This is a genomic window from Streptomyces sp. NPDC043746, assembly GCF_056436485.1.
The window spans coordinates 111,740-135,308 of the sequence record NZ_JBWKCM010000003.1 but is presented as its reverse complement, the minus strand read 5'-3'; the positions used below and the strand labels follow the sequence as shown (position 1 = coordinate 135,308).

General features: G+C 74.2%; 18 protein-coding genes and 1 pseudogene. 4 read left to right on the top strand and 15 right to left on the bottom strand.

What is annotated here, in order from left to right:
• Positions 1–12: 12 nt before the first annotated feature.
• The 15 genes and pseudogenes from AC0682_RS04480 to AC0682_RS04410 all read right to left on the bottom strand — a co-directional run bounded on the left by AC0682_RS04480 (position 13) and on the right by AC0682_RS04410 (position 16,027).
• The gene (locus tag AC0682_RS04480; RefSeq protein ID WP_478531099.1) at positions 13–615 is read right to left on the bottom strand and encodes an NADase-type glycan-binding domain-containing protein; all 603 of its coding nucleotides are present in this window, start codon (positions 613–615) and stop codon (positions 13–15) included.
• Positions 616–1,290: 675 nt separating this feature from the next.
• Positions 1,291–1,353 (bottom strand): annotated as a pseudogene (locus AC0682_RS04475) (zinc ribbon domain-containing protein); the annotation flags it as partial.
• 4 nt (positions 1,354–1,357) lie between these two features.
• Positions 1,358–1,948, bottom strand: coding sequence for a phage tail protein (locus AC0682_RS04470; protein WP_478530879.1), 591 nt, complete (start codon positions 1,946–1,948; stop codon positions 1,358–1,360).
• Positions 1,945–3,906, bottom strand: coding sequence for a putative baseplate assembly protein (locus tag AC0682_RS04465; RefSeq protein ID WP_478530878.1), 1,962 nt, complete (start codon positions 3,904–3,906; stop codon positions 1,945–1,947). Before AC0682_RS04465 ends, AC0682_RS04470 begins: the two co-directional genes overlap by 4 nt.
• The gene (locus tag AC0682_RS04460) at positions 3,906–4,364 is read right to left on the bottom strand and encodes a GPW/gp25 family protein (RefSeq protein ID WP_478530877.1); all 459 of its coding nucleotides are present in this window, start codon (positions 4,362–4,364) and stop codon (positions 3,906–3,908) included. The genes AC0682_RS04465 and AC0682_RS04460 overlap by 1 nt, the downstream gene beginning before the upstream one ends.
• The gene (locus AC0682_RS04455) at positions 4,361–4,678 is read right to left on the bottom strand and encodes a PAAR domain-containing protein (protein ID WP_254811633.1); all 318 of its coding nucleotides are present in this window, start codon (positions 4,676–4,678) and stop codon (positions 4,361–4,363) included. The genes AC0682_RS04460 and AC0682_RS04455 overlap by 4 nt, the downstream gene beginning before the upstream one ends.
• A 62-nt stretch (positions 4,679–4,740) precedes the next feature.
• A complete protein-coding gene (locus AC0682_RS04450; protein ID WP_478530876.1) occupies positions 4,741–6,510 on the bottom strand; it encodes a VgrG-related protein in 1,770 nt (589 codons plus the stop codon).
• The gene (locus AC0682_RS04445; protein ID WP_478530875.1) at positions 6,507–7,229 is read right to left on the bottom strand and encodes a CIS tube protein; all 723 of its coding nucleotides are present in this window, start codon (positions 7,227–7,229) and stop codon (positions 6,507–6,509) included. The genes AC0682_RS04450 and AC0682_RS04445 overlap by 4 nt, the downstream gene beginning before the upstream one ends.
• A 55-nt stretch (positions 7,230–7,284) precedes the next feature.
• Entirely contained in the window at positions 7,285–7,710 is a 426-nt protein-coding gene (locus AC0682_RS04440) for a phage tail protein (RefSeq protein WP_478530874.1), read from the bottom strand.
• Between the two features lie 83 nt (positions 7,711–7,793).
• On the bottom strand, positions 7,794–9,893 hold the full coding sequence (locus AC0682_RS04435; protein WP_478530873.1) for a hypothetical protein: 2,100 nt from the start codon (positions 9,891–9,893) through the stop codon (positions 7,794–7,796).
• Positions 9,894–11,115: 1,222 nt separating this feature from the next.
• On the bottom strand, positions 11,116–11,274 hold the full coding sequence (locus AC0682_RS04430; RefSeq protein ID WP_018492281.1) for a DUF6760 family protein: 159 nt from the start codon (positions 11,272–11,274) through the stop codon (positions 11,116–11,118).
• Entirely contained in the window at positions 11,271–11,789 is a 519-nt protein-coding gene (locus tag AC0682_RS04425; protein ID WP_254811632.1) for a hypothetical protein, read from the bottom strand. Before AC0682_RS04425 ends, AC0682_RS04430 begins: the two co-directional genes overlap by 4 nt.
• Complete coding sequence (locus tag AC0682_RS04420) at positions 11,786–12,226, bottom strand: phage tail protein (RefSeq protein ID WP_254811631.1); 441 nt, start codon at positions 12,224–12,226, stop codon at positions 11,786–11,788. The genes AC0682_RS04425 and AC0682_RS04420 overlap by 4 nt, the downstream gene beginning before the upstream one ends.
• A gap of 62 nt (positions 12,227–12,288) precedes the next feature.
• A complete protein-coding gene (locus AC0682_RS04415; RefSeq protein ID WP_254811630.1) occupies positions 12,289–13,830 on the bottom strand; it encodes a phage tail sheath family protein in 1,542 nt (513 codons plus the stop codon).
• A gap of 781 nt (positions 13,831–14,611) precedes the next feature.
• Positions 14,612–16,027: a COG1470 family protein gene (locus AC0682_RS04410; protein WP_478530872.1), complete on the bottom strand. Its 1,416-nt coding sequence runs from the start codon at positions 16,025–16,027 to the stop codon at positions 14,612–14,614.
• A 200-nt stretch (positions 16,028–16,227) separates the two neighbouring features.
• On the opposite strand from AC0682_RS04410, the gene AC0682_RS04405 reads away from it, so the two are divergent.
• The 4 genes from AC0682_RS04405 (at position 16,228) to AC0682_RS04390 (ending at position 23,409) form a co-directional block, all read left to right on the top strand.
• Entirely contained in the window at positions 16,228–17,079 is an 852-nt protein-coding gene (locus AC0682_RS04405) for a helix-turn-helix transcriptional regulator (protein ID WP_478530871.1), read from the top strand.
• 230 nt (positions 17,080–17,309) lie between these two features.
• Positions 17,310–20,558: a hypothetical protein gene (locus tag AC0682_RS04400; protein ID WP_478531098.1), complete on the top strand. Its 3,249-nt coding sequence runs from the start codon at positions 17,310–17,312 to the stop codon at positions 20,556–20,558.
• Complete coding sequence (locus AC0682_RS04395) at positions 20,555–21,265, top strand: Pvc16 family protein (RefSeq protein WP_478530870.1); 711 nt, start codon at positions 20,555–20,557, stop codon at positions 21,263–21,265. Before AC0682_RS04400 ends, AC0682_RS04395 begins: the two co-directional genes overlap by 4 nt.
• On the top strand, positions 21,262–23,409 hold the full coding sequence (locus AC0682_RS04390) for an ATP-binding protein (protein WP_478530869.1): 2,148 nt from the start codon (positions 21,262–21,264) through the stop codon (positions 23,407–23,409). Before AC0682_RS04395 ends, AC0682_RS04390 begins: the two co-directional genes overlap by 4 nt.
• The last annotated feature ends 160 nt before the right edge of the window (positions 23,410–23,569 follow it).

The window sequence follows — 23,569 nt, the reverse complement described above, 5'->3', positions numbered from 1 at the left end:
TTCTCCGGGCCCTCAGGTGCGCTGGAAGAATTCGATCTCCCCCAGTGCGATCGGACGTCCCTTCGCCTCGCCCACCGCCTCCCGGAGGACGAGCCGGACGGTGACGACATCGCTGATCCCGGTCCGTACCGTCTGCTCGCCGGGCTTGTCGTTGAGCGTCAGCTCCTTCTCATGGACCGCGCCGTCCGCCGTGGTGACGATCAGGTCCGCCCGGACCGGCCGCGGCTCCCCCCGGAACTCCTCGGGCTCCGTGGAGGCCCCGGTGTGCAGGACCACCCCGACCAGCCGGAACGGTGTCCCGAAGGCGGCCGTCAGCGATGCGCCGAGGGAGGGGGCGCCCCAGTACGTGTTGGTCAGGCCGTCCACGGCCGCGCCCGCCGGATGGCCGGGAGCCTCGGCGCTCGCGGTCACGCCGGAGGGGCTGACCGCCGCCGTGCCGCCCAGCTTGTCCCGGACGTCCTCGAAGACCACGCGCCCGGCCGGCAGGAACAGGAAGCCCACCAGGAGCAGCCCGACGACCGCCAGCACCAGCAGGATCCGCCGCAGCGCCCGCCCCGACCGGACCCGCACCCGGCGGCGGAACGGCCACACCGTCCGCCACCACGGCAGCGGCACGGTCTCCGCCTTCGCCCGGAGGGGCGCCGCGCACCGGCGGCAGAACCTGCGCCCGGGCGCGTTCGGCGTACCGCAGGCCGGACACGGCTCGCCCTCCACCGCCTCGTCCGTCTCCACCGGCCGTACGACGGGCCGCCGGGCGACGGGCCGGGCCGGCTGGACCGCCCCGACGGGTTCCTCTTCCGGGGGCCGAGGGACCGCCGGCCGCACGGGAGCGGGGGCGGGGTGCCGGGGCTGTTGCGGTGGTACGGAGGTGGGGCGCGGGAGGACGGGGGCGGTCGGGGCGGCCGTCGGCGCGGCGACGCCGGGTGGGGGCGGGGGCGTCGCGGGAGGAGTCGGCTCCGCCGCCGGGCGCGGGGGCACCGCGGGCGCGGTGGCGGGCGCGGGGGGAATCATGGGCTCGGCTGTGGAGGGCACCGGTGTATCCGATGCCTCCGGTTCCGGGGCAGGTGTCGGTGCTCCTGGTGCCGCTTCCGAGCGTGGCGCGGGCGCGGACTCCGGGGACGTACGACCCTCGCGTACGGGCTCCGGGGCGAACCGCTGCTCCGGCTCCGGCTCCCGGGCCGGTTCGGGCACGGGCTCGGGCCCGGACGCGGGCACAGGCGGCGGCACAGGCTCCGGTTCCCGGGCCGCCGGAGTGCGCCGGGGCTCCGTCGACCACCCCAGGTACGCGCCGCAGTCGCCGCAGAAGTCGTCGTCCTCGCGGTTGGCCGTACCGCACGCCGGACACGAACGCATCGCGTCAGCCTCCCGTCGTCTCTGTGGTCGTTCCGGGCGCCGCCTCCGGCGGGCCCGGCAGGATCTCCACCCGGCAGGTGAGGTGGACCGGGCAGGAGGCCGTCACCACCTCCAGGACGCGGGCCGCGTCCACCGTGGCGCCGGGGGCCGCGGGCCAGACCCGTACGAGCAGTTCACCGGTCGGCGCCGGAGGCAGCTCCGTGCCCGGCTCGGCCGACCAGGCCACGCCTCCGCCGTCCCGCACGTCGGCGTGGACGCCGAAGCAGAGCCGGAGGTGGTCGACCAGTCCGCGCCGGGTGCCGCGCCACCGGTGCAGCTCCACCGCCCGCGCCACCACGGCCCGTTGCAGCTCCGGCGGCCAGTCGGGGTCGACGCCCGCGCCCACCCAGGTCGCCAGCCAGGGCAGGAAGTCGGCGGGGGCCAGGGCCGGGTCGAAGTAGGCGGGCAGGTTGTCCAGGGTGGAGAGCACCGGGGCCAGGACGGTGTCGAGCCCGGCCGTGAAGCGCTGGGCCAGGTCGTCGTCGGCGTACAGGGCGGGCAGCAGCTCACCGATCGGGTAGCGGCTCGGCAGCCCCGGAACGGCGGCCCGGCTCATACGCCCTCACCCGGCCCGCTCGGCGTGACGATCACCTGGTGCTGGTGGGAGAAGACCAGCGCGCCCGCGGCCACGTCGATCCGGTCCACCGCACCGCCGCGCCGACCGGTGATCGGGTCCGCCGGGAAGAGCCGGACCTCCTCCACCAGACCGGCCCCCCGCACCTGCTGGAGCACGGCGAACACCTCCCCGTACTGCACCGGCCGCCCGAACGGCCACCCCGCGCCGTCCGCACCGCCCCGCAGCGGGTCGATCAGCCGGAACAGGGCCTCCAGCGCCTCCGCGCGCACCCGGTCCACCTCGCCCGGGGCCGCGACCAGCCGGGCCACCACCGTGACGCCCTGGTAGGCGGGCGGCTCCACGACCAGCCGGGTCCCCACCAGACGGCGTTCGTCCAGCCGCCGGGCCACCGCCGCGAGCACCTGGTCCGACGGGATCAGCTGCTCGAACCGCAGCCTGCCGCCCTCGTCGGGCACCGCGTCCGGCACCACCAGCACGCGCACCGCACCGCCCTCGCCCGCCACCGCCGGCAGACACCGCACCCGGCGCAGCGAGGGCGCGGCCTCCCGGGCGATGACCTCGTGGTCCCGGGCCGTGACCGCCCGCTCCTGCACCCGCAGGATGTTGGGCGCGCGCACCTTGGCGTTGGCGACGGTCTCCCCGTCCACGCCGCCGGTGGCGGCCTCCCGGTTGTCGACCCGCGCGATGTACGGGACCGAGCTGCGCAGCACGGAGATCGCGCTCCGGGCCACGTTTCCGGCCGACCCGCCGCCCGTGCGGTAGCGGGGGACGCGGAGCTGGGCGCCCTTCGGGGGAACGGCCCCGTACGCACGCATCGTGCCGTCCGGCTCCCGTACCTCCGGCGGGAACGCGAACTCCCCGGAGACGGCGTCGATCCGCACGTGCCGGTCCCCGGGCGCGGAGGCCCCGAAGTGCTCGACGGGCGTCCAGATCTGCCAGCCCTCGGCGGTCGACACCTGGACCACCGGCGGGTCGCCGTCCATCAGCAGCGGCACCCGGCCGACCGAGAACCGCTGCCCGGCCACCCCTTCCGAGACTCCGAGGGGCACGTCGAGCACGGTCTCCGCGTGCTCGACGGCGGCCGTACCGCCGACCGTGAACACCTCGGCCTCCCGGATCGTCGGCGACTCGGAGTAGAACGGCTGGCCCGGCTCGGGCGGTGTCACCCGGCAGCGCAGCCACCCGGCCCGGGTCCCGGCGACGACGGACGCGGTGTGCCCGGCCGGGACGAACACGATGACCTCGCCCGGCCGGTTGAGCCCGCCGGTGGTGTCGTCACCGGTCGCGCACTCCACCCAACGGGTCCCGTCCCACGCCTCCCACACCAGCGGCGGCTGCCGCGGGTCGACGCCGACGCCCTCCACCCGGCTGTCCAGACGTACGGCGACGATGCACCGCGGTACGGCGGTGGGCAGCCCGAACAGCAGCGCGTCACCCGGCTCCGGGCGCGGCGAGAAGCACGGGATGTCCTTGCCCGCCCCGAGCGGTCCGGTCCGGTCGGTCTGGTCACCGGTCGTCGGCGCGGTCACCAGCCGGACCAGCTCGCTCGGCACGATCGGCAGGTCGTCGGAGGTGGTGAACACCACCGGCTCCTCGGCCTCCCCGCGCGCGGTCGCGACCTCGGTCCCGGCGACCAGGTGCACGGTCTCCGGCTGCGGCGCGGAGAGCCAGAAGTCGACCTCGGCGCGGGCGACGGTCGGCGGGAACAGGGTCACGCCCAGCAGGTCCAGGAAGGCCGCGTAGTTCTTGTCCGGCACCTGGTTCAGCCGGTACAGCAGCTGGTCGACCATGTACGCGAACGTCTCGATCAGCGTGACCCCGGGGTCCGACACGTTGTGGTCGGTCCACTCCGGCGAGCGCTGCTGGACGTACCGCTTGGCCTCGTCGACGAGCTGCTGGAAGCGCCGGTCGTCCAGGTTGGGGGAGGGCAGGGCCATCAGCGCGCACCCGCTTCGGACGAGCCGTCTTCCGACGGGATCGTATAGAAGGGGAAGACCAGGTTCCGCAGGTCGTTGGTGGCCCGCACGGTGTAGCGCACGTCGATGTAGAGCGTGCCCTCCTCGATCGCGTCGAACGCGATCACCACGTCCGTCACCTCGATCCGCGGCTCCCACCGCTCCAGCGAGGTGCGGACCTCCTGGGCGATCCGCCCGGCGGTCGCGCCGTCGCCGGGCGCGAAGACGTAGTCGTGGATGCCGCAGCCGAACTCCGGCCGCATCGGCCGCTCGCCCGGTGCCGTACCGAGGATCAGCCCGATGGCCTCCTCGATCTCCCGGTCCCGCTCCACCAGGGCGATCCCGCCGGTCGGGCCGGTGCGCAGCGGGAAGCCCCAGCCGCGCCCGATGAAGCCGCCGCCGGTTCCCCTGCGGGCGCCGGTGTATCCGTCGCCGCTCATATCGCGCCCCCGATCAGGACGTCGAGCGCGCCGCTGATGACGGGCGCGCCGCAGGTGGTCCTGTCGCCCATCCGGGCGGCGGGCAGTCCGCCGATCAGCACCGGGCCGGAGACGGCGGCTGCCGGGTCGGGCATGATCACGTTGCCCGGCCCGAGGGCCGCGTGCGGGGGGACCACGCACACGTGCAGGCTCCCGGTGACGGCCGCGGGCCGGCCGCCGATCAGCACGGTGGCGACGGCCACCGCGCCCGGGGGCGGGGTGCCGATGAGGCCACCGTGGGCGGTGCTGTCGCCCGTACGGGCTGCGGGGGGCATGACCGGGGTTCTCCTAGCTGCGCGAGTGAAGTGATAGGGAGTCAGTGAACGTGTCGACGGGGTCAGTTGATGCGGATCAGCTTGGCCTTCAGTACGGCGAGCAGGCCGCCGTCCACGGTGACCCCCGTCTTGCCGTTGATGGTCACCGACCGCCCCTTGACCTCGACGTTCCCCGTACCGGCGTCGAGCGTGATGCCTGAGGAGGAGAGCGTCACGGAACTCTGCGGCCGCTTGGAACCGGGGGCGAAGACGGTCAGGGCGATCTCGTTCCTCCGCTCGTCCAGCAGGACTTCGAGCCGTCTGCTCCCGCTCGCCAGCCGGACGCCCGACGGGCCGCGCGGGGTGTCCAGCAGCTCCAGCCGGTTGCCCGAACGGGACACCAGGGAACGGCGGTTGACCTTGCCGCTGGTCCTGTCGACGAGCGGGACGTCATGCTCGGAGGGCCGGTCGACGCCGTTGTAGAGGCCGCCCAGGACGTACGGGCTGTCCAGCAGCCCCTGTTCGAAGCCGACCAGCACCTCGTCGTTGACCTCGGGGCTGAACACCCCGCCGCCCCCGTTGCCGCCCCACTGCACCGTACGGACCCAGTCGGTCACATAGGTGTCGTCGAGCCAGGGGAACTTCAGCCGCACCCAGCCCCGCTGCCCCCTCCCCTCGCGGATGTCGGTGACCACGCCGATCGCCAGCCCGGGGATGCGCGGGCCGCGTGAGGGGGCGCCGCCGCCGGTCAGCCCGGCCAGGGAGCGGTCGGGCGAGGCGCTGACGATCACGGTGGTGCGGTAGCCGCCGTCCGGTTCCAGGACGTGGTGGACGGCGGTGGCGGTGTAGCGGCCGGAGAAGGCGGGGCCCACGTTGCCGAGGGCCACCGGCTCGCCCGCCCGCAGCTGCGGGTTGCCGAAGGCCACCGCCTCGATCTCCCCGAACCCCGAGCTGACCTGGGCCGCCACCGCCCCGGCCACGGCCGTGGTTTCCGCCTGCGTGCGGTACGGGGTGTCGGCGACGGTCATCCGGGCGCTCGCGCCGAACGCCCCCGCCGCCGCCGACGGGCTCATCCCGGGCGTCACGGTGTCGCTGTGCACGGACTGCTCCCGCGCCACCAGCCGGGTCTTGGTGTCGACGTTCCAGCCGCGCACCTCCACATCCCCGGCCCCGTCCGCCCCGGTCACCACGGCCCGCAGCGCGAGCAGGTTGTCCCCGTACTCCAGCACCATCGGGTGCGTGGCGGCCCGGGTGTCGGGAGAGGGCGCCGACGAGGCGGGCTTCGGCCTGGTGAACTGGAGCACGCCTTCGTCGTCCACCCGCACCTGCGCCCCGCTCTCGGCCGCCAGATGCTGGAGGAACTCCCAGTCTGAGATGTTGGGTTGGGTGAGCTGCTTGTACGTGATCGGCGCCGCCTCGACCTTGCCGCAGGTCAGCCCGGCGCCCGCGGCGACCTTCCGCACGATGTCCGCCGTCTTCATGTTCCGGTACGCCACCACCTTCCGGCCGCGCTGGAGCCGGTGCGCCCGGGAGAACGCCCGGATCACGGTGAACGTGCCGGTGGTGTCGTGGTCCAGCTCGATCGCCGTCACCTCGCCGGTGAACAGCCGCTCGCGGACCCGGTCCTGGACGGTGACGACGGAGATCCTGAGCGGCGTGCCGAGGGTGATCCCGCTCTCGCTCAGCAGATCGTGGTCCGGGTCCCGGTAGGTCAGCACGGCCGTGTCCGGCAGGCCGACGTTCTCGTCGACCACGCAGCTCACCAACTGGGCGGCCCAGCCGAGCGGAAGTTCGGCGGGGATCTCCACGACGGGATCGGCGGCGAAGGAGCGCCCCGGGGAGGAGGCGGTCATCGGCTGCCCCTTGCGAGACGGTCTTCCAGGCCCGGCACGAGGAGTTCGCTGCCCGGCGCCAACTGCATGGGGTCGTCGATGTCGTTGGCCTCCGCGATCGTCCGCCAGGCGGTGGCGTCGCCGTACTCCCGCCAGGCGAGCAGCGGCAGGCTGTCCCCGGCCACGACCCGGTGCGTCCGCCGTGCCTCCTTCGACCCCGAGGTGGGGTTCTGACCGGCCGGGTCGACGCTCGCCTCCTCGATGGAGAGGGAGCAGGTGGCGCGGAGCGGCTTCCCGTCCACGTCGAACAGGGTGTAGGAGACGGAGAGGTTGGAGAGCACGCCGTCGAACGACGTCGTCCGCGACGTCCCCCAGTCGAACCGCACCCAGGGGCTTGCGGGCGTCTTGCGCGCGAGGCTGGTCGGCGTGGGCACACAGGCGATCATCAGCTGCTCCACCGCCTTCTCCACGGAGTTGTCGTGGGTGGCGGTCGCATCGAGGAAGACCTCCAGCGAGAGCGAGCGCGGCCCGCTCCCGACGAACTCGGGCAGCGCGGACTGCCCGGCCATCCGGGACGGGGTGCGCCGCCACTCGGTGCTCTTGCTCAGCGACAGCTTGTTCGGGTTGAACTGGAGCGTGAGTTGGGCGAGTCGGCCGCCCGGTTTCGCGCCGACCGTCGACGGCGGTTCCATGATGGTCAGTTGGGCGCGCACACGGTTCGCACGCAGAGCGGGTGACATGGCGTTCCTCCTTCCGGGCCGGGGACTGGGACGGTGGCATGGCGGTGGCGGTTCATCAGGAGGCTTCGAGCCCCTCGTGCGCGATCTCCAACGTCTCGATGGCGGCCTGGGAGTTGGCCGGGTCGAAGGAGGGGCCCTGCCAGCGCACCGGGACGATGCCCCGCACCTGCCAGCTGATGATGCGGCTGAGGTCCGGGCGCAGGGCGACGATCTCGCCGTCCTTCGGCTCGACCCGCTGGATGGTCTCGTTCAGCCAGCGTGCGATCTTCATCGTGTCGGCGGTGACCGGTCGGGTCAGCGTGATGTTGGTCCAGGTGATGCGTCCCGGCAGATGCCAGGTGAAGCCGTTGTTGCCGCCCTCGGCGTACGTCTCCATCTCCACCTCCGCGCCCAGCCCCGAGCAGGTGTGGAAGGCGCCCAGGTCGCTGCCGCCGATCACGAGCTTGAAGAACACGCTCGTCGCGAAGATGTTGTCCGTCATGCCGTTTCTCTTCTTCTCTGCTCTGCGGTGCTGTCGCTGTGCGTATGGGGTGCGGGGCCCGGGAGCCGACGGGCGGGACGCCGTCAGCGGCGGCCGTCGTGGGGCCGCCCGGCGCGCTCCCGCCCGCGCCGCATGTCGGCGCGGATCAGCCGGCTGACGGGATCGATCAGCCGTCGGGCCAGCGCGTCCAGCTCCGCCCCGGTGATCCGGTTCGCGGGGGTGGTGGTCTCTGCCGGTGTGGTGCCGGTGGTTCCGAGGCCGGAGGTCCCGCCCGGCGCGGTGCTTCCGGTGCTGTCGGTCCGCTGGACGGTCCTCGGCTGAGAGGTGCCCGGGCGGGGGTTGCCCGGTCGGGCGCTCCTCGGGGGGACCGCCTTCACCGGGACGCCGGTGAGGCCCGCATCGGCGGCCACGCGCTGAAGGGCCTGAGCCTGTGTCGGGGGCTGTCGGCGCGTGGTTCCGGGACCGCTCGCGGCGGGAGCCGGGGAGGGCGTGCGCGGCGGAACCCGTACGGAGAGGGGCTGCGGCCCGTACGCGGGGGCGTCGCCGCCGGGGGCCGGACCGGCGGGCGGTGGACCGGCCGGGTCGGGCACGACCGGCAGGGGCATCCGCTGGACGGGCACGACGGTGGCCCCGTGCTGGACCGGTGCGGGGGGATGGGGGCGGACGACGGGGACGGGGTGGGGGCGGGTGGTCGCGAGGGCGGGGGAGGCGGGGGTGCGCGGGGTGCTGGGGGCGGGGGCGTGCCGCGGAGGGGGTGCGGCTGCTGGGGAGACCGGTGCGGCCGGGGACGTCGGGGATGCCGCGGTGGGCATCGACGGCGGGAACGGCGTGGGGTCCGAGGGGGCGGCGGAGGCTGAGGGCGCGGGCTGGAGGGCCGGTGGCCGCGAGCCACGGTGGCCGGGGCCCGTCGCCCGGGGCACCGGTGCCTGCGCGGTCGCCCGGCCGGAAGGGCCGTAGGGCGTGGGCGTGGGTGCGGAGGCCCGTACCGACCGCCGCCGTACGATCCGTTGGAGCACGCCACCGGGCGTGGAGGCGTGCGTCGCAGGGGCCGTGGTGGGGGCTGGGGCCCGGGTGGCGTCCGGGAGGGGCTTCGCGGCTGCGGCGCGGTCCGCCTTCCTGGCGCGGTCCGCCGTGCGCCTGGACGTCCTGCGGGGCGGCGTGGCCTGAGGCGTGGTGGTGGCCTGGAGACTGGTTCCGCCACCGGGAGTCTGCCGGGGTGCGGGCACGGCGGCCGTGTGCACGGCGCGTTGGACGGTGGCGCCGGGCACCGGGGGTGCGGCTGGGGCCGCCGGTGAAGTGGCCGGGCCCCAGGCGCGGGTGCTCAGGTGCGGTGCGGTGGCCCCCGCGCCGTGCCGGATGGCGGCGGGCTGCGCGCCTGCGTCGGCCTGCGGGGGCATGAGGCCGTGAGAGCCGACAGCCGGGCCGGGGGCGGCGGAGGCCGAGCGCTGTACGTCACGGCGCCAGGTGGCTGCCACGACCGGGCGGGCGGTGGCGCCGTCGGCCGTGGCGGCCGGGACCGCCGAGAACCCTTCAGCGGAGCCGGTGTCCACCACCAGGGTCCGGTCCGAGAGCAGGGCGCGCGCCCGCTGAACGGTGGGGGCGGGCGGTGCTGGGGTGGTCTGCCCGGGGCGCGGCCTCGGCCCGATGCTCCGGATGCGGACCGGGGCCGCGGGAGCAGCCGGGGCGGAGGCGGTGCCGGGTGCGGGCGTGCCCGGGACCGTACCGGCGCCCGTAGGGGAATGGAGGCGCCCACCGTCCACCGCGCGCTGTACGGCGTCGGGTCGGGCGGCGGTGGGCCGAGCGGGCGCGGCCGATGAGCGCACCGGCAGGGCGGGCGGCGCGCCCGGGGAGGTCGGCGCGCTCGGGGGCGCGGCGGTGGTCTGCGGGGGCGTGCTGTGGGCAGCCGGGGCACCCGGAGGGCTCGGCCGCGTACGGCGGTGGTCGCCGAGGAGGGGTGCGTCGGGCTGGAGCCGGGCGGTCGACGGGAGCGAGGGAAGCGGCGTACCGATCCCGCCGCGTGTACGCGCGCGGGCACCGGAGTCCGGACCGGAGGCGTCGGTTCGGCGCTGGGCCTCGTGCGGTGCGGCGGCGGCCGAGGTCCGCACGTGTGCCTGTGCCTGCCCGCTCGCCGGAGCCTTCTGGACAGGCGTCGGCGTGGGCGAGGTCCCGGGCGTCTTCGTCACCGTCCGCTCCCCCGGTGTCGGCGCGGGGGGCGAGGCGGGTCCGGTTGCCGCCGTCGTCTCCGTCGCCCGGCGCCGGAGCACCGGCATGGCCGCCGTGTCCTGCCCTCCCGGGGCGGTCGGCACGGCTTGTCCCTGCCCTGCCGGTGAGGCCGGGACGGCCCCGGAGGGCATCTCGGGCAGGGGCCTGCCCAGGGCGGGACGTACGGCCTCGGGAGCGGCGCCGACAGGTGTGGGAGCAGCGGCGGCCGCCGGGGAAGTGGCGGGGTCGGCAGGTGCGGACGAGGCAGCCGGGCCCGCTGCGGAGGTGGCGGCCGCCGCTGCTCGGGAAGGTGCGGAGGCCGCGGGGGTGGCCGGGGGCGTCGGCAGCACCCCCGTGATCTGCCGCAGTCGCGTCGCCGGACGCCGGGCCACGATCAGCGGCGGCGCGGTCCGCCGGGGGCGTACAGCGGCAGGCCGCGCACGCTGCACCGGAGCGGAGGCCGAAGCCGAGGCCGGTGCGGGGCCCGAAGCCGAAGCGGCACCCGTGTCCGGGACCGCCGCCTGCGCACCTCCCCGAGCAGCAGCAGAAGCAGCAGCAGAAGCAGAAGCAGCAGCAGAAGAAGAAGCAGGAGCAGCAGCAGTGCCCCCGGCTTCGGTTGCCCTCGCTCCGCGCTGCACGGTCGGCGTGGCCTTCGTACGCGTACGGGGAGGGGCACTCGTCCCCGCACCCGTTGCCGTCACGGGCGAAGCCCCCGCTGCTTTGCCCGACTCGCCCTCCGCCTCCGGGCGGGCCGCCCGCAGCAGCAGCGGCCCGCCGGGGGAAGCGGAACGCGGGACGCCCGGGCGGGCGACACCGTGGATGAGGCCCACGGGTGCCGACGGCATGACCGCGTGGCCCAACTCGCCGCCCAGGGACGGGTTCTGCCAGGAGGCGAGCCGGGACCGGAACCGCAGCCCGTCGCTCACCCCGATCGACGACCGGGCGACGGTCACCGAGGGCGGGGCGACCCGACGCCAGCCCCCGTCCCAGTCGGAACCGCCAAGGCCGGAACCGGGATCGCCGGAGGCGGGCACCCCCGTACCGACGGCCTCATCCCCGACAGCAGCCGCAACGGCAGCCCCGACACCGGCCGAAGCGTCAGCCCCGGGACCGGCAACCGTACCGGCAGCACCGTCCTCTGGCCCTCCGGCGGCTCCCCGCCCGTCCGTCCGGCGGCGCAGCCAGTCCCCGAACCCCACACGATCACCCGCCTTCGTTGACGCGGGTGTTGATCCGCGCTATCTCCCGCACCCACTGCTGACGCTCCGCGTGGGTGAGGTCGAGAATGTCCTCACGCTGCCAATGGAAGTGGTAGGCGACGTACGCGATCTCCTCCCGCAACCGGGGGAGCGCGTACGTCACGATTCCCCCAGGCGCCCACCCGAGAGGTCCACCTCGAACGATCCGTGGCAGAGCGGGCAGGTCACCGCGGCGTGCGTGTGGCCCTCGCTGTTGATCCGGCGGTAGAAGTCCTGGAGGAACGCCACGTCGGTGGCGTACATCCGCTCCACGATCCCGGCGTGCACATCGGTGACCGTGCCGAGCCGGGTGATCACCTGGCTCAGCAGCACCACGGACAGATACGCCGGGTTCTCCTTCACCCGCAGGTCGATCTGCGGGCGCAGTTCGTCCCGGGCGGTCGCGAGCCGCATGGTGCCGTGCCGGTGCACCTGGCCCTCGTCGTCGACGTACCCGCGCGGCAGCTCGAAGGCGAACTCCGTCCGCAGGGAGTCCTGCTCGCGCTGGGGTGCGCGGGCGGGGGCGGCTGCCGCGGGCGCCGCGGCGGCCGGAGCCTCCTGGCGTGCGGCGGTCGCGGCGGCCAGGTTGTCGAGGGTCTCTTCGAGGCCGCTGCCCGGCGAGACGGTGCGGCGCCTCATTCGACCACGATCTCCTCGAAGGTGATGGTCACCGTCTCGGTCGCGGCGCTGGACTCGCCGGCCTTGAGTGAGGGGCCCTCCCACTTGGAGGCCCAGCCCTGCATCAGCTGGATGCGCCGGACGGTCTCACCGGTCGAGTCCTTGATCTCGATCGTGAGGTTCTGGCGCGCGGTGTCGACGGCCCCGTTGTTGAGCGTCTCCTTGATCCAGGTGGTGAACTCGCTGCTCTTGTCGAGCCCGCGGGTGATCGACACCTCGCCCGCCTGGCGCGCGCCCGGCTGCTTGCGGATGATCTGCTTGCCGTCGGAGGTCACCTGACGGACCTCGACGACCTCCTCCTCGACGGTCAGCCCGCTGATCTCCTGGATGGACTCCACGAGATAGCCGCCGAGCTGCACGCCGAAGACGTGGGTGGAAAGAGCGTCGCCCTCTGCCATGACTGTGTGTCACCTGTTCCGGTTGCGGTGGTGCTGTGGGTGGGGGAAAGGGGCCGCGAGGGTCACTCGTCGACGAGGCTGGTGCTGTCGGAGAACTGCGAGAGCCGGAAGACCACGAACTCCGCCGGCTTCACCGGGGCGACCCCGATCTCGCACACGACCTGGCCGAGGTCGATCGACTCCTGCGGGTTGTTGCTCCGGTCGCACCGGACGTAGAACGCCTCCTCGGCCGTGCGGCCGAACAGCGCGCCGCGGCGCCACTCCTCGGTGAGGAAGGCGGTGACGTTGCGCCGGATGCTCGACCAGAGACGGTCGTCGTTCGGCTCGAACACCACCCACTGGGTGCCCAGGAGGATGGACTCCTCCAGGTAGTTGAAGAGCCGGCGCACGTTGAGGTAGCGCCAGGCCGGGTCGGAGGAGAGGGTGCGGGCGCCCCAGATGCGGATGCCCCGGCCGGGGAAGGCCCGGACGCAGTTGACGCCGATCGGGTTCAGCAGGTCCTGCTCGCCCTTGCTGAGGCGGAGCTCCAGGTCCACCGCACCGCGGATGACCTCGTTGGCGGGGGCCTTGTGGACTCCGCGCTCCTGGTCGCTGCGGGCCCAGACACCGGCCACGTGACCGCTCGGCGGGACCAGGGAGTTGCGGCCGCTCGCCGGGTCGAAGACCTTGACCCAGGGGTAGTAGAGGGTGGCGTAGCGCGAGTCGTAGCCGGCCTCGTCGTTGCGCCAGGTGCGGACCTGCTGGGCGTTGAGCCCGGGCGGGGTGTCCAGGACGGCGACCCGGTCGCCCATCTGCTCGCAGTGCGAGATGACGGCCAGCTGCACGGTCTTGACGCCCTCGGCGTCGATCTCGCCGCGCTGGAAGGCGCTCATCAGGTCCGGGACGGCGACCATGGTGATCTCGTCGATCGCCTCCAGACCGGCGAACCCGGTGCGGGCGGCGGCGTCACCGACGTACTCGGAGGCGTCGAGCCGCGCCACGCCGGAGCCGGGGGCGGGCGTGGCCGGGGCGAGGGCGACGGTCTGCTTCTCGGGGCGGCTCTGGGCCGTGCCGGGCTGCTCGGTGACCTGGATCAGCTTGGAGTCGCGGGCCTGGGTGACCAGGTAGCCCTTGACGTTCTTGCGGGTGGAGACCTCGTACGTCTCCACCACCTTGCCCGCCTGACGGACCAGCAGCCTGAAGCGGTCCTCCGGGGGGTTCTCGCCCTCGGCGTCGGCGACCTCGACCGAGAGGCCCTCGCCCGTACCGGACTTGGCGGAGACCAGGAAGCCGCCGAGGGCGACGGGCGCCGGGGCCGGGGCGACGGCGCCGGGGCCCGTGGAGCCGGAGGAGCCCTGGGCGGGGCCGCCGATGCGCACGATGTAGGCCGCGCCGCCGCCGTTGGCGAAGAAGCCGTAGACGGCGTGGGTGAGGTAGGTGTCGGCGGTGAAGGTGCCGAACGTCTGGACGTACTGGTCCCAGTTGGTCACCAGCGTCGGCTGGTGGAAGGGGCCTGTCTCGGCGAAGCCGACGAAGGCTGCGACCGCGGTGCCGACTCCCTCGATGGGCCGTGCTCCGGACTGCACCTCCTCCACGTATACACCGGGGGTGAGGTACGACGGCATGCTCGCTCCTTCGGGGTGGTCACTCGTTCACCCGTCAGTCTTGCCCGGCGGTGGTGACGGGGAGTAGGTCCGGAAGTCCTGGGCGCGGGGCAAGGGCGCTGCCTTCCCGGGCACCCCCGCGGCGGTGAATGCTGCCCTCGGCGGACCACTCGCGCCGCTCGCCGTATTCGCGGCCCTCGGGGCCGGGTTCGCGCACCTCGTGACCGGGCGGGGCGCATTCCGACGGAGCCGGTGTGAAGAAGAGGAGAACAGCGGATCACGTAACTGTTTCCGCTCCGGCCACGGTGGCGGATTCGTCACAGGATTCGCCCGGAACGGGTGATTCCGCTTCATTGGGGGAGTGTGTTCGATATCTCTTTTCCCAGGTGAACGCGGAGTGGCCGAAAATCGTAGGGGGTGGCTCGACCAGCACCATGGCCTGGCGGGATTCAGCCAGAATGCGCCCGGTAAGTGTGGTCGCCCGGCCCGTTTCCGCGGACGGAAACGGGCGCCCGACCGTTCCGATCGGGCGCCGCCACTTACTCATCAGGCCATCAGGAATGGCTCTGCGCAGGGCTGTTCGTGCCCGCGCCCACCGGAACCGGATATTCTTCTCCGGGTCTCGGCGTCACGGATGACCGAATTGGCGCGGACCTCTGGGGGATTGGGGAGGATGAATCCGCCACCGCTCGGCACGCCGGGTTTCCCCTGGGGGCGGGTTTCTGCTGTTGTCGTCACCGAAAGGCGGTGCCACCGCCGAAAGGTGGCGCAGGGAACCCGGCGCTGCTGTTCCCGCTGTGTTCTACCGTGCGAGATCGCTGAGCACACCGCTGACGTTGACCACCTGGTGGCAGCCCGAAGCCTGCGTTCCGGTCGCCGGAGTGCCGGGCTTGGCACAGGTGACGGCGGCGGTGACCGTGGCGTTCTCCGGAATCTGAATGGGGGTGACCCAGTGGTAGTCCTGGTTGCGGAAGGTCTCCAGCGCGATGGTGGTGATCTTCCGCTCTCCGAAGGAGATCGTCAGCACCCCCTCGTCGCCCTGGAAGTTCGCCACCACCAGGTCCGTGATCCCGAAGACCTTGCCCTGCGGAACCTGGTACGTCCCGACCTCCTCGGGGCCGCCGGCCTTGCTCTCCACGTCGATCGTCGCGGAACTCTGCTGGGTGCCCCCGGTGCCCGTACCACCCGGACCGGAGCCTGTTCCCGGTGCTGTGCCGGAGCCGCCGCCGCCACCCGGCGTGCCCGGCCCCTCCGGACCGGTGCCCTGTCCCTGGCTTCCCGCGGGGTCGTCCGGGCCGCCCGGTGCGGCCGAACCCTGCTGCTGTTCGCCGCGGGCGGCCTCCTCCTGCGCGGCCTCGGTCGCCGCCTGCTTCGCGGTGCTCTTCACCGCGGGCCGGACCAGTGCGAACCAGGCGAGGAGCAGCGCCAGCAGGGCGGCCAGCACGATCAGCAGCCACTTGGGCAGGACCGGCAGCTGGAGGAACTCGCCGGGGACCGGCTCCGGTCGCAGCAGGTCCGAGCCGGCCGGCTCCGGCCGAGCGGGTTCCTGCCGGGCGGGCTCCTCGGCCCCGACGTTCTGCGCGGCTCCCACCGCGGCGGGCACGGCAGTGGGGGCGTCGGTCTCGGCGGCCTGCACCTCGAACGGCCAGGTGACCGGCTCGCCGAACCAGATCAGCTTGGCCGCGCGGACCTTCAGCCGTACCTCGGCCGACTCGCCCGGCTCCAGCCGCTTCTGAGCCGGTGCGAATCCGAGCCGCAGCTCCTCCCCGGCCTGCTTGCCCGTGAGGGCGACGTCGATCGGGGTGTTGCCCCTGTTCTGCACGGCGGTACGGAAGCGGGCGCCCAGCCAGCCCCGGCGGCGGCGCGGCTCCAACTCGGTGCGCAGCTCGTGGAAGGGCTCCACGGTGACCGTGCCCTCCGGGACCACCACCGACTCCGGGTGCTCCGCGGGCAGGACGCGGACGGCCAGCGGGGTCTCGCCCGCCCTGACCTCGTGCGAGCGGGGCGGGGTGAAGGTGAGGGTCACCGTCTCGGAGGTGCCCGGGTAGAGCGAGACACGTGCCGGCTCGACGGTGCTCCACGCGGCGCAGTCGCCGACGACGTCGAGCGTGTAGGCCTCGACGATGTCACCGTCGTTGCGCACCGTCAGGGTCGTCGTCGCGGTGCCGCCGGGCGACACCGTCACCGTGGGCGTTTCGAGTTCGGCAGATGTGGTCACCCTGCGACGGTAGGCCGGCCGGGCGGCTGCGCAGCAGGGTCGCGAGGGCAACGAGCGGGCAGGGCCGGTGCCCCGAACGCACACCGGCCCGGGGGCCCGCAGGCCCCGCCCCGGGCCCGCGCCCCCTGCCGAGGGCGGGCGACTACGGGAGCGGACCGGGCATATCGGGCGGAAGTACCTGAGGAAGACGGCGCGAAGCGATGACGACGGCAGAGACGAAGAGCAGGACGACCGAGCGCGGGCAGTACCGCAGGCCCGACGCGGCCCAGCGGATCGCCCGGTACGCGACAGGCACAGGCACCGGCACGGGCGCGACGACAGTCACCGGCACCGGAACGGCCGACGGCCCAGGGGCACGCGCCGGCAGGGGAGCACGCACGGGAGCGGCCACCGGTACGGGAGCGGCGGCCGACGTCGGAACCGGCACCGGCGGCCGGGTCACCGTCGCCGTCTACGCGGAGGACCTGATCCTCCAGACCGGGATGATCCATCAGCTCCGTATGCGGCCGGAGGTCGAGCTGATACCGGAAGCCGAGGCCGACCGGGCGCAGGTCTCCCTGGTGGTCGTGGACATGGTGGACGACCAGACCGTCCAGCTCCTCCACCGCCTCCAGCGCAACACCTCCACCCGCACCGGACTCGTCGTCGGCTTCTTCGAGTCGGGCGCGCTCCAGACCATGATCGAGTGCGGGGTCGCCGCCGTGCTGCGGCGCGGCGAGGCCGACCAGGACCGGCTGATCCACCTGGTCGAGGCGATGGCCAAGGGCGAGGGTGTCCTCCCCGGCGATCTGCTCGGCAAGCTCCTGGACCATGTCAGCAGCCTCCAGCGGACCGTCCTGGACCCCCGAGGCCTCACGCTCTCCACCCTCACCGCGCGCGAGGCGGAGATGATCCGGCTGGTGTCGGAGGGCTACGACACGTCGGAGATCGCGAGGAAGACCTCGTACTCCGAACGCACCGTCAAGAACGTTCTGCACGAGGTCGCGACCCGGCTCGACCTGCGCAACCGCGCCCATGCGGTGGGGTACGCGATGCGGCACGGCCTGATCTGAGCGCCCCGGTACCCACGACGGGGGAGGGAGCGCCGCAAAGGGCAGCGGTCCCTTCCCCCGCTCCGGGTACTCGGGGCCTGTTCTCCTGCCCGCGCGGGCGCGATGCTCGACGTGAAGTGTGGAGCGTGGAGTGTCATCGACAGACTGTGAGGTGGGCCGTGACCGGCACTGCTGGCCCGGCGAGGCATCCCCGGTGGAAGCGTTTTGGGTGGGGCCGGCTGGCGGGCGCGGTGGTGCTGCTGGCGCCGCTGCTGGTGGTCGGATCGGCTGCCGCTCCGCAGGGGGTGCGCCAGGCGGTGGCCGCCGAGGGCGCCGCCGACCCGCTGCGGGCCGGGCGGATCGCCTTCGCCGGTACGGAACACCGCAGCCTCGGCCGGGTCACGGACCCGAAGGCCACCACACCCCTCTTCGGGGACGGCCCCGCCCACTACGACCAGGACCCGTCCGCCCGCGGTGACGTCCTCGTCTTCACCAGCCTCCGCGACAGCGCCCGCCCCCAGGTATACGTGCGCGACGCCGACGGGAGCGTACGCAGACTCACCACCGACCGGGACGCGGCGAACCCCGAACTCTCCCCGGACGGGCGGACGGTGGTCTTCGACTCCGCCGAGCCCGGCGGCCCCGGCGGCAGCACCCAGCGCGACCTGTGGGCGGTCGGCATCGACGGTTCGGGCCTGCGGCAACTCACCGACACCCCGGACAACGAGGAGTCCCCGACCTTCTCGCCCGACGGCACCCGCATCGCGTACGCCTGCGACGGGGACGCCGCGCGCGGCTGGCAGATATACGAGCGGGCCTTCGCCGGCGGCCCGCAGACCCGGATCAGCGACGGCCCGCCCGGCGACGCCAGGGACCCGTCCTGGAACCCGGTGGACGACGACACCCACCGCGCCCGGGTCGCGTACACCCACATCACCGACCCCGACCCGGAGAAGGGCAACCGGCTCCGCGTCACCGAGGGCATCGGCACCGACCGGCCGCTGCTGGCGGGCGGCCACGCCGAGTGGGGCAGCCACGGGGCCTCCTGGCTGCCTGACGGCGACCGGCTCCTCTTCCTCAGCCCCTTCCACGTCTGCGGCTGCGACGACTTCGACCACGTCTACCGGGTGACCGCCTTCACCGACGAGACTCCGGAGCAACTGCTCACCGAGGACCGCGAGGTCGGCCCGCCCACCTGGCTGGGCCCGCCCGACTCCGGTTCTGTCGTCGTCACCCGGATCACCGCCGACGCGGCGACCACCGTGACGCTCCAGGACGTACGGCAGGACGGCTCCGACCCCCGCGACCTCGGCTTCACCATCCTCCGCGAGGACCCCGCCGCCCGTACCAACACCGACCCGGCGAACGACCCGCTGTTCAACCCGGGTGCCGGCTTCGACCCGTGGACCGAGCGGCAGAACTACACCCCCGACGGCCGCCGCATCGTCGTCACCCGCTTCGAGGGCCCCGCCGACGCGCGCGTCCAACGCATCTGGATGGTCGACGCCGACGGCACCAACGGCGCCCCCCTGCCGCTCGCCGGCCGGGGCGAACGCGACTGGGACACCGACCCCGCCTTCTCGCCCGACGGTACGAAACTGGTGTTCACCCGGACCTCGCCCGGCGGGGTCGGCGAGGCGGCGGGTCCCGGCCGCATCCTCATCGCCGACGTGGCCACCGGCGCGATCCTCGACGAGATCCGCCCGCCCGAGGGCCGGCCGCAGGGCGGCGACGCCCAGCCGACCTGGTCCTCCGACGGACTCAACCTCGCCTTCACCCGTACACAGGTGATCAACGGCCGCGGGGGCAACAAGCACATCTGGGTCGTCCCGGCGGACCGGCTCGACCGGCAGCGGGACCTCAGCGCCACCATCTGCTACGGCGACTGCGAAGTCATCGACGACAGCCCGGCGTTCTCCCCGGACGGTACGCGGGTGGCCTTCAACCGCAAGGACGGCGGCGGCCGGACCAACGAACGGGCCGGCGTCCTCGTCAAGCCGCTGCGCGGCGGCGGCTGCCGGGTCGTGCTCCCCTCCTCGCAGCGGGACAACCCCGACGGCTGCGACCAGGAGATCCCCGACACCACGGCCACCGGCCCCTTCCAGCCCCGCGACGTGGCCTGGTCCCCGGACGGCAGCCACCTCGTGCTCACCTCCCGGCGCGAACTCCCGCCCAACTCCATGGAGCAGCTCTCCGTGCTCGACCTCGCCTCCGGCGAGCTGACCCCCCTGGACAACGACCACGCCGGGCGCCAGAAGGAGCCCAGCTACCAGCAAGCGGTCGACCTCGCCGTCACCGCCCCGCCCACCGGGCCCGCCGTGGAGGTCGGCTCCTTGGTCGAGGTGACGGTCACGGTGGTCAACCGCGGCCCCTCACCCTCGCCCGGCACCACGTTCACGGCCGACGCCCCGCCGGGCGTGCGGCTGGAGGAGCTGACCACCGGCGGCGGCACGTGCGGGGAGGGCTCACCCCAGTGCGACCTGGGCACCGTCCCGCCCGGCGCGAGCGTGGAGATCACCGCCCGGCTGACCGGCGTGACCCGGGGCGACCAGCCGGTCGGCTGGTCCGTCACCGGCGCCGTGCTCGACCCGAACCCGACGGACAACGCCACCGGCACCCTCGTACCGGTCCAGGACGTTCCCCCGCCGACCCCGACCCCGACCCCGACCCCGACCCCCACACCTCCCACGCCCACCCCGACGCCTCCCACGCCGACCCCGGCCCCCACGCCCCCGCCGACCGCGACGCCGACCACCCCGGCACCGACGCCCACCACCACCGCGCCCGCACCGCCGTTGCCGCCGTCACCGCGCCCGCCCGCCCCGCGGCCCCCCGCCCCCCTCCCGCCCGCACCCCTGGCCGGTCCCCGAGTCGATGTGCGGGCCCAGCCCAGCCCCGGCTACGTCGGCGGCAAGGTCGTCGTCACGTACACCGTGCGCAACGGCGCGAACGCCTCCGCCACCGGCCTGCGACTTCGGCTCGGACTGCCCGGGAACATCCCGGCGGGGCCGCTCCCGGCAGGCTGCACGGCCGGACAGTGCACGCTGCCCGACCTGGCCCCCGGCGCCTCCACCGTCGTACGCGCCGTCCTCTCCCCGGACCGCGCGCTGCGCACCACCATCACGGCCACCCTCACCACCACCGGAACGGACGCGGACCTGAGCGACAACGTCTCCCGCATCCCGTTGCGCATCCTCCAGCCCCGGATCGTCTCCGTGCCCGCCGTCGGCAAGCCCGGCTTCGTCACCTCGGTGCGCGGCAAGGACTTCCCGCCCGGGGCGCCCGTGCGGCTCAGCTGGAACCCGGGCATCACGGCTGCCGCCGCGCCGACCTTCCCCGACCCGGACGGCACGTTCATCGCGCAGCTGCTGATCCTGCCGAAGGACGGGACGGGACCGCGCACGATCACGGCGAAGGGCCCCGGCTTCTCCCCGGTCACCACCGACTTCCTCGTGGTGCTCGGCACCATCACCCCGCCGGACGAGGTGATCCGCCGATGATCCACGAAGTCGACGAAGGGCTGCGGCTGCTGCTGGTCGACGCCGGCCTCAGGGAGAGCGGGGTCGAGCTGGTCTTCGACGCCCCCACGAAGGACTGGTCGGCGCGGCGCAACGCGCCCACGATCAGCATCTTCCTGCACGGCATCCGCGAGAACGCGGGGAGGCGGCGGACCGGAACGGCCGAGGAGCACGACGAGGACGGGATGGTCATCGGCTGGCGGACCCCGCCCCGCTGGTTCGAGCTGACCTATCTGGTCACCGCCTGGACCAACCGCCCGCAGGACGAACACCGTCTGCTCTCGGAGGTGTTGCGCTGCCTGATGCGCCACGACGTGCTGCCCGCGCGGATGCTGACCGGCAGCCTCGCCGGTCTCGGCCTCACCGTGGAGCTGGAGGCGGCGGGCCCGCGCACCGACGGCCCGTCCGCCTCCGATGTGTGGTCCGCGCTCGGCGGCGAGCTGAAGGCCGCGATCGACCTGCGCGTCCTCGCTCCGCTCGCCGGGGAACGCGCCCCGGCCGGGCCGCCGGTCACCGAGGGCCTGGTCATGAAGGCCGCGCCCGCCGTGGACGGCACGGCGGGCGACGACCCCGGCCGCCGTCTGCGGTACGAGGGGGCGAACGGCGCTCTGCCGGCGGAGGGCTTCGCCGCCGAACGGGACCGGCGGCTGCCGCCAGGGCGGCGCAAGCGGGGGAGTGCGGCGCGATGACGGTGGCCCGGAGCGCACCACCCGTCGCGGAGGAGACGGACGTCGAGGTGCTGTGGGGGCGGCTGGCCCGCGTCGAGGAGCGGGTCCGCCACGCGGTGGCGGCCCGCCGTGCCACCGACCCGGAGCCGGACGACCCGTACCGTGGGCAGTACCTCACGCCCGAGGCGGTGGAACGCATCCTGGAGTCGCGCGACGCGTTCGCGCGGGTACCTCCGTACGGCAGCGAGCAACTGCCCGACGCGACAGGGCCGTCGGCACCCCGCCCGCGCCCCGGCTCGCGGCTCGACGGGCTGGCCCGGAGCTTCGGGCTCGTCCCGCTCGACGTCGAACTCCTGCTGGTCGCGATGGCGCCGGACGTCGACCCCCGCTTCGAGCGCCTCTACGGCTACCTCAACGACGACCTGACCCGCCGCAGGCCCACCATCGGCCTGGCGCTGGAACTCTGCGGGCTGCCCGCCGCAGGCTCCGGCCGCTTCCGGTTCCAGCCCTCCGCCCCGCTCGTCGCGGGCGGTCTGCTGGAGGTGACCGACCCCGAACGTCCGCTGCTCTCCCGCACGTTGAGGGTCGCCGACCGGGTCACCGCCCACCTTCTCGGCGACGACGAACCGGACGGAAGGCTGCGCGGCCTCATCCATCTGCCCGCCCCCGCCGCCGCCCGGGGCGACCGTCCCGAAGCCCACCGCATCGCCGCCGCGCTCACCACCGGCAGCGGCCTGGTGCACCTGCTCGACCGGGGCGGCGACCCCTCGGGCCTGGCCGTGGAGGCGCTCGCCGCCATCGGCCGCCGCCCCCTCGTCGTCGATGTCGCGGCCCTCGCGGCGGCCGGGGGGCGGACGGCCGAACCGGTACGGGCGCTGGCCACCGAGGCGCGCCTGGCCCACGGCGGTGTCGTGCTCGGCCCGCTCGAAGCGCTCGCCCCCGAACGCCCGGAGGGAGCGCGCCTGTTGGCCTCCCTCTGTACGGCGGTGAGCGGCACGCCCCTCATTGCGTACGGGAAGAAGAACTGGGACCCGCTGTGGACCCCGGACAGCCCCGTGCCCGTCGCTGTGCGGCCCTTTGGCCCGGCGGGCGCGGCCCACCGGTGGCGGCAGGCGCTCGCGGAGGCGGCCCGGACCGTGGGCCTGCCGGACGCGCAGGTCGCCGCCGACGACCACCTGATCGAGGCCACCGCCTCCTACCGGCTCGACTCCGACCAACTGCGCAAGGCCGCCACGGTGGCCTCCCGGCTGGCGGCCCTGGAACAGCGCCCGCTCCACCCGGACGACCTGCGCGCGGCGGTCCGGGCCCAGAACGGCGCCGGTCTGGAGCGGCTCGCCCGCCGCATCGAACCCGCCGTCGGCTGGGACGACCTGGTGCTGCCCCCGGCCACCCGCACCCAGCTCACCGAACTCGCCCTGCGCGCCCGCCACCGCGAGCAGGTGCTCGGGCAGTGGGGGATGCGGCCGGGCGGGGGCCGGGGGCGCGGGGTCATCGCGATGTTCGCGGGCGAGTCCGGCACCGGCAAGACCATGTCGGCCGAGGTCGTCGCCCGGGACCTGGGCATGGAGCTGTATGTCGTCGACCTCTCCACGGTGGTGGACAAGTACATCGGGGAGACCGAGAAGAACCTGGAGCGGATCTTCGTCGAGGCCTCCGACGTCAACGGCATCCTGCTCTTCGACGAGGCCGACGCGATCTTCGGGAAGCGGTCGCAGGTCAAGGACGCCCATGACAAGCACGCCAACATGGAGTCCGCGTACCTCCTCCAGCGCATGGAGTCCTTCGACGGCATCGCCGTGCTCACCACCAACCTCCGGGCCAACCTGGACGAGGCGTTCACCCGTCGCCTGGACGTGATCGCGGAGTTCCCCATGCCCGACGCCGAACAGCGCCTGGCCCTCTGGGACCGCTGCCTGGGCACCGCGATCCCGCGCGATCCCGCGCTCGACCTGGAGTTCTGCGCGGGCCGCTTCGAGCTGGCGGGCGGCTCGATCCGGGCCTGCGCGGTGACCGCCGCCTACCTCGCCGCCGAGTCCCGGTCCCCCCTGACCATGGACCAGCTCGTCACGGCGGTGCTCCAGGAGTACCGGAAGCTGGGACGGCTGGTGCTGGAGAGCGAGTTCGGGCCGTGGCTGGCGAAGGAGCGGGCGCGCGGGGGGCGGTAGGACCTTCGCCCCGGCCGGGTGCGCCCCTGGTGCCGTGCCACCGCTTCGCCTCCGCCGCACGGGAACACCGGCTGGACCACGGCGTACGGCCGCCGTCGGGCCGCACGCCGAAGCTGCCGACCGGGGCGGACGCCGCGAAGCTGCCCGCGTACTGCCCGCC